The sequence below is a fragment of the Micromonospora sp. M51 genome (assembly GCF_018070305.1).
GTDB lineage: Bacteria > Actinomycetota > Actinomycetes > Mycobacteriales > Micromonosporaceae > Micromonospora > Micromonospora parva.
Window position 1 is genome coordinate 1 of the sequence record NZ_JAGPXZ010000389.1, and the last position, 5,718, is coordinate 5,718.

A 5,718-nucleotide genomic window follows, 5' to 3' on the forward strand; every position below is an offset into this window, starting at 1 on the left:
CGGTGAACGCCGCCGAGAGCCGTCGACGCACGCCCGGACGGCGTAAGCGCCCATGATACTGTTCGGTAGTCACGCTCCACTCCTTTCATGTGCCGGCAGCGGATGCGACCCGACTGACCGGCTCAACTCAACGGTGGATCTGGCCGTGTGTGCTGCGTGCACCTCCTTCAGGCTGCTGCCACGGGCACAGCCGACCTGATCGCTCTGTCGGGAGCGATCAGGCGTGCGCACCCATGGGCGGATGTCATGGTCGTGCCGCGCTCGTCGGTGGTGCGGTCGAGCTGCGCACGACGAGGTTGGTCGGGAGCACGATCTGGCGTGGCTCGTCCCACTCGCCGGTCACCAGTGACTTCAGCATCCGGGCGGCTTCGTACCCGAGCTGGTACATCGACTGGTCCACAGTGGTCAGACCCGGCTCGGTCAACGCCGACTCGGGAATGTTGTCGAACCCGACGACGGACAGGTCCCCCGGCACGGAGAACCCCAACTCGCGGGCGACCTCGAGGACCTTGAGGGCCATCCCGTCGCTCGCCGCGAAGATCGCCGATGGCGGGTCCGGTCGTTGCAGCAGAACCCGCGCCAGGGGGGTCGCCGACTCCGGGTTGAAATCCCCTCGACCGATCAGCGACGGATCGACCGGCACGCCGGCGGCGGTCAGCGCGGCCCGGTATCCCTCCTCCCGCGACCAGGCCGAGGCCAGACTGTCGCGCCCGGCGATGAACCCGATGCGCCGGTGGCCCAGCCCGAGCAGGTGCTCGACAGCGGTGGTGGCGCCCGCGAGGTTGTCGGCCATCACCGACGGCGCCGTCGAGCCCCGCACCGGGTCGATGGCCACGACCGGCGTGCGGCTGCGGACCTCACCCCAGGGCGTGACGACGATGCACCCGTCGGTGAGGGTGCCGGACAGCCGGGTGAGGTGCCGCTGCTCCCAGCCCTCCGAGTAGGAGCCGTAGAGGTCGCTGTTGGCGTAGATGATCAGATCGAAGCCGGAGCGGCTCAGCGCCTTCATGACGCCCTTGAGCACCTCTGCCGTGTACGACTGGAAGCTGTGCGCGACGAGACCCAGAACGTTGGTACGGCTGCGCCGAAGGCTGGTGGCCACCAGACTCGACTCGTAGCCGAGTTGGTCGATGGCGGAGCGGACCTGAGCGACGGTGCGAGCGCTGACGCCGTAATGCCCGTTGACGACGCGCGAGACGGTGGCGGTGGAAACGCCGGCGACTCGGGCGACATCACTCATTGTTACCGGCGTATTGGCTTCAATCATGCCCGCTCTCTCTGGACTGCAATCGTTATCGGTTACGTTTCCAGGATGTTGCCAACGTAACGGAGAACGATTACGAACACAAGACCTCTTCGCCCATAGTCGACAGTGCAGAAGAGGCCACTAAGCCCCGTTTTCCGCGCTGCTTCTACTCGTTGGCAACGGGACGGCACGCTGCGTCAAGAACCATTCCCGGGACCGGGTGAGCGATCACAGCTGCCGAACTTCTGCCGTCCCGGTAAAGACCTTCGGCGTCGGCTGGCCCGGGTCCGTGGTGATGACAAAGGTGCCGGCGTGAGTGTGGTCGGCAGCCGAGAAACCGACGTACACCTCGATCTGCCCGGCCTCCACCGCGTAGGCCATGCTCCGGTCGTAGAAACCGAGCTGGCCGGTGGGCAGCGCGAACCGCACCGCCACCCGCCCACCGGCAGGCAGCGCGACACGGGCGAAGGCCTTCAGCTCCAGCACCGGCCGGGTGATCGTCGCCTGCGGGTCCCGGACGTAGAGCTGCACGACCTGCTCCCCAGCCCGCTGCCCGGTGTTGGTGACCGTGACCTCGACCTCGACGCTGTCCCCGGCGCGGACCTGCGCGCTCTCCACCACGGCGTCGTCGATCGCGAACGAGGTGTACCCGAGGCCGTGGCCGAAGACGTAGCGCGGGGCGACCGGCGAATCCACGTAGTCGCCGTGCCAGTGCGACCGTCCGCCGGAGACCTTGTGGCCGTAGAAGACGGGGATCTGGCCCACACTACGGGGGTACGAGATGGGCAGCTTCCCGCTCGGGTTCACCTCGCCGAGGAGCACCTCGGCGATCGCCCGCGCCCCGGTCTCCCCCGGCAGCCAGGCCATCAGCACCGCGGCGCACTCCTCGTGCAGGACGTCAGTGCCGACGGGTCGACCCGCGACGAGCACCGCCACGACTGGCGTGCCGGTGGCGACGACGGCCCGGACCAGCTCTTCCTGCACGCCCGGCAGGTCCAGACTGGAGCGGTCGCGCGACTCCCCCGTGGTGGTCCCGAGCGTCACCCCCGAGCGGTCCCCCAGGACCAGCACCGCGACGTCGGCTGCCGCGGCCACCGCGACCGCCTCGGCGAACCCCTCCGTCGACGGATCGAGCACGTCGCAGCCCGGGGCGAAGCGCAGCCGCTCGCCGAACCGCGCCGCGAGTTCGTCGCGCACCGTCGGCACCCCGCCGATGCTCTCGTCGATCTCCAGGTCGTCCGGGATCGTCATCATCTCGCCGAGCAGCCCGCGCCGCTTGCGCGCGGCGATCAACGCCTCGATGTGGGCCACGAACGAGTAGTCACCGAGCAGGTGCCGGGCGTTGTCCGCGTTCGGGCCGATGAGCGCGACGGTTCCGGCCTCGGCGAGCAGCGGCAGGACGCCGTCGTTCTTGAGCAGGACGAGGCTGCGGCGGGCGATCTCCAGCGCCACGTCCCGGTGCCGTTCGGCGTTCACCGTCGTCGTGGCCGCGTCCTCGTCGACGTACGGGTTCTCGAAGAGCCCGAGTTCGACCTTGTGCCGAAGGACCCGCGAGACCGCCTCGTCGAGGTGGGCCTCGCTGACCTCGCCGGCGTCCAGGGCGCGACTGAGGGCGTCCGCGTACGCGTCCGTCGCCGGCAGTTCGACGTCCACGCCCGCGCCGAGACCCACCGCCGCGGCCTGCTGCTTGTCCGGGGCGAAGTGGTGGTACGTGTGCAGGTCGTTGACGGCGAAGTAGTCGGAGACCACGCTGCCCGTGAAGCCCCACTGGCCACGGAGCACGTCGGCGAGGAGTTCCTGGTTGGCGTGGCAGGGGACGCCGTCGAGCTCGTGGTAACCGGCCATGACCGACTGGAGGCCGCCCTCGCGGACCGCCGCCTCGAACGGGTACAGGTACACCTCGCGCAGCAGCCGCGGCGGCAGGTGCGCCGGCGCCCAGTTCAACCCACCCTCGGACGCCCCGTACCCGACGAAGTGCTTGGCGGTGGCGAGCACACCGTCGGTCAGGTCGGCGCCCTGCAGACCCCGGACGAACGCCACCCCCATCCGGGACACCAGGTACGGGTCCTCGCCGTAGGTCTCTTCCGTCCGGCCCCACCGTGGGTCGCGCGCCACGTCCAGCACCGGCGAGAGGCCCTGATGGCTGCCCATGGCGCGCATCTGGGCGCGGACGGCGTCGGCCATCTGCCGGTTGAGCTCGGGCTCCCAGGTGCTCGCGACGCCGATCGCCTGCGGAAAGATGGTCGCCTCGCGGGCCATCACCCCCGAGCAGACCTCCTCGTGCACGATCGCCGGGATCCCCAGCCGGGTCTCGGTCACCAGGAACCGCTGGATGGCGTTGGCGGCCCGGGCCACCTCCGCCGCCTTCAGGCTGGTCGCGCCCGCGACGCGGGTCACGTGCCCCAGGCCGTGCGCCAGCACCGACCGGGCCCGCTGCGGTGCGAACCGACCGCTCTCCAACAGCGTGAACGCCCACGTGCTGCCCAGTTGCGCGAGTTTCTCCTCGCGGGTCATCCGGGCCAACAGATCCGCCACCCGTTCGTCGACGGGCGCGTTCGCGTCGGCGTAGGTCGCCTCGATCGCCGGCTCAACACTGGTCACCCGGTCACCCCAATCACCGCGACAAGCTGGTCTTCCGGCCTCGTCGGTCACCACGCCACCGGCGCCGGGCCGCGCGCTGCGGGCGGCGGGCCGGGTGGCGGCGAGGCGCGGGAGCCGGACGCCCGGCCAGCTGCGCGGCGCAGCCCTCCGTCGGGTGGGCCGTCCACACTTTGATCCAGGCGCCGTGTTCCCTTACGTAAACGTAATCGGTAACGTTTACATCGATCGACAACGTAATCGAGCGCGATCACGTTGTCCAGAGCTCACACCGCCTCCACCACCCCTCGGTCTCGGCGCTCGGGTAGAGATCTCCGCGTCGTACCGCGCACGAAGGGAGCCAGCCCTGAACACCCACCCCGACAGCGCGCCGGAGCACGTCGTGAACACGGCCCGCCTGACCCTCGACCCCCGCCGACGCGTCGCGCCCGTACCACGCCGGCTCTTCGGCTCGTTCGTCGAGCACCTGGGTCGCTGCGTCTACACCGGAATCTACGAGCCGGGCCACCCGAGGGCCGACGCCGACGGCTTCCGGGGCGACGTCCTCGAACTGGTGCGCGAGTTGGGCGTCACCACGGTGCGCTATCCGGGCGGCAACTTCGTCTCCTCCTACCGCTGGGAGGACGGCGTGGGCCCGGTCGACAAACGACCGACGAGGCTCGACCTCGCCTGGCACAGCCTGGAGACCAACGCGTTCGGGCTGGACGAGTTCATGCGCTGGGTCAGCAAGGCCGACCTGGACCCGATCATGGCGGTCAACCTCGGCACCCGGGGCACCGCCGAGGCCGTCGACCTGCTCGAGTACGCCAATCACCGCGGCGGGAGTCACCTCGCCGACCAGCGCCGCGCCAACGGCGCGACCGACCCGTACGGGATCAAGCTGTGGTGCCTGGGCAACGAGATGGACGGCCCGTGGCAGGTGGGCCAGCGAAGCGCGACCGAGTACGGGCGTCTCGCGTCGCAGACCGCGAAGGCCATGCGCCGCTTCGACCCCGATCTCGAACTCGTCGCCTGCGGCTCCTCACACCTCGGTATGCCGACCTTCGGCAGCTGGGAGCGCGACGTGCTGACCGAGGCGTACGACGACGTCGACCTGATCTCGCTGCACGCCTATTACCAGCCGGTCGACGACGACCTGGCCAGCTTCCTCGCCTCGGCCGAGGAGATGGACAGGTACATCGACGCCGTCACCGCCATCGCCGACTCGGTAGGCGCGATCCGCCGGTCGACCAAGAAGATCATGATCGCGTTCGACGAGTGGAACGTGTGGTACCAGTCCGCCGCCCCGTCCACGCCCCCGAGCGGCGAGGACTGGCCGGTCGCGCCACCGCTGCTGGAGGATCACTACAGCGTGGCCGACGCGGTCGTCGTCGGCGGCCTGCTGATCAGCCTGCTCCGGCACAGTGACCGGGTGACAGCGGCCTGCCAGGCCCAACTTGTCAACGTCATCGCACCGATCATGACCGAGCCGGGCGGCTCGGCCTGGCGGCAGACCATCTTCCACCCCTTCGCCCGCACCGCCCGGCACGCCCAGGGCGCCGTGCTGGACGTGCTGCGCGACGGCAGCACGACGACCACCGGCCGCTACGGCGAGGTCGACGCGGTCGACGCGGTCTCCACCTGGGACGACAGCACCGGGGAGATGAGCGTCTTCCTCGTCAACCGGGCCCTCGACACCCCGGCCGAGGTGACCATCGACGTCGCCGGCGCCCAGGTCACCGACATCATCGAGTGCGTCACCATCGGCGGCACCGACCTGCACGCCAAGAACACCGCCGACGGTCCGGACCACGCCGCGCCGCGCCCCAACGGCACCGCACGCGGCGCCGACGCCAGCGTCGGGCTGACTCTTCCGCAGGCGTCCTGGACCATGC

General features: G+C 70.1%; 3 protein-coding genes. 1 reads left to right on the forward strand and 2 read right to left on the reverse strand.

Going from position 1 to position 5,718, the window contains the following annotated elements; translation table 11 throughout:
• Positions 1 to 244: 244 nt before the first annotated feature.
• Both KBX53_RS20110 and KBX53_RS20115 read right to left on the reverse strand, forming a co-directional pair.
• Positions 245 to 1,240, reverse strand: coding sequence for a LacI family DNA-binding transcriptional regulator (locus KBX53_RS20110; protein WP_245233586.1), 996 nt, complete (start codon positions 1,238 to 1,240; stop codon positions 245 to 247).
• 234 nt (positions 1,241 to 1,474) lie between these two features.
• On the reverse strand, positions 1,475 to 3,847 hold the full coding sequence (locus tag KBX53_RS20115; protein WP_210860999.1) for a glycoside hydrolase family 3 N-terminal domain-containing protein: 2,373 nt from the start codon (positions 3,845 to 3,847) through the stop codon (positions 1,475 to 1,477).
• Positions 3,848 to 4,226: 379 nt separating this feature from the next.
• Here KBX53_RS20115 and KBX53_RS20120 point away from each other — a divergent pair.
• The coding region (locus KBX53_RS20120) for an alpha-N-arabinofuranosidase (RefSeq protein WP_210861001.1) at positions 4,227 to 5,718 on the forward strand (1,492 nt) is incomplete at its 3' end.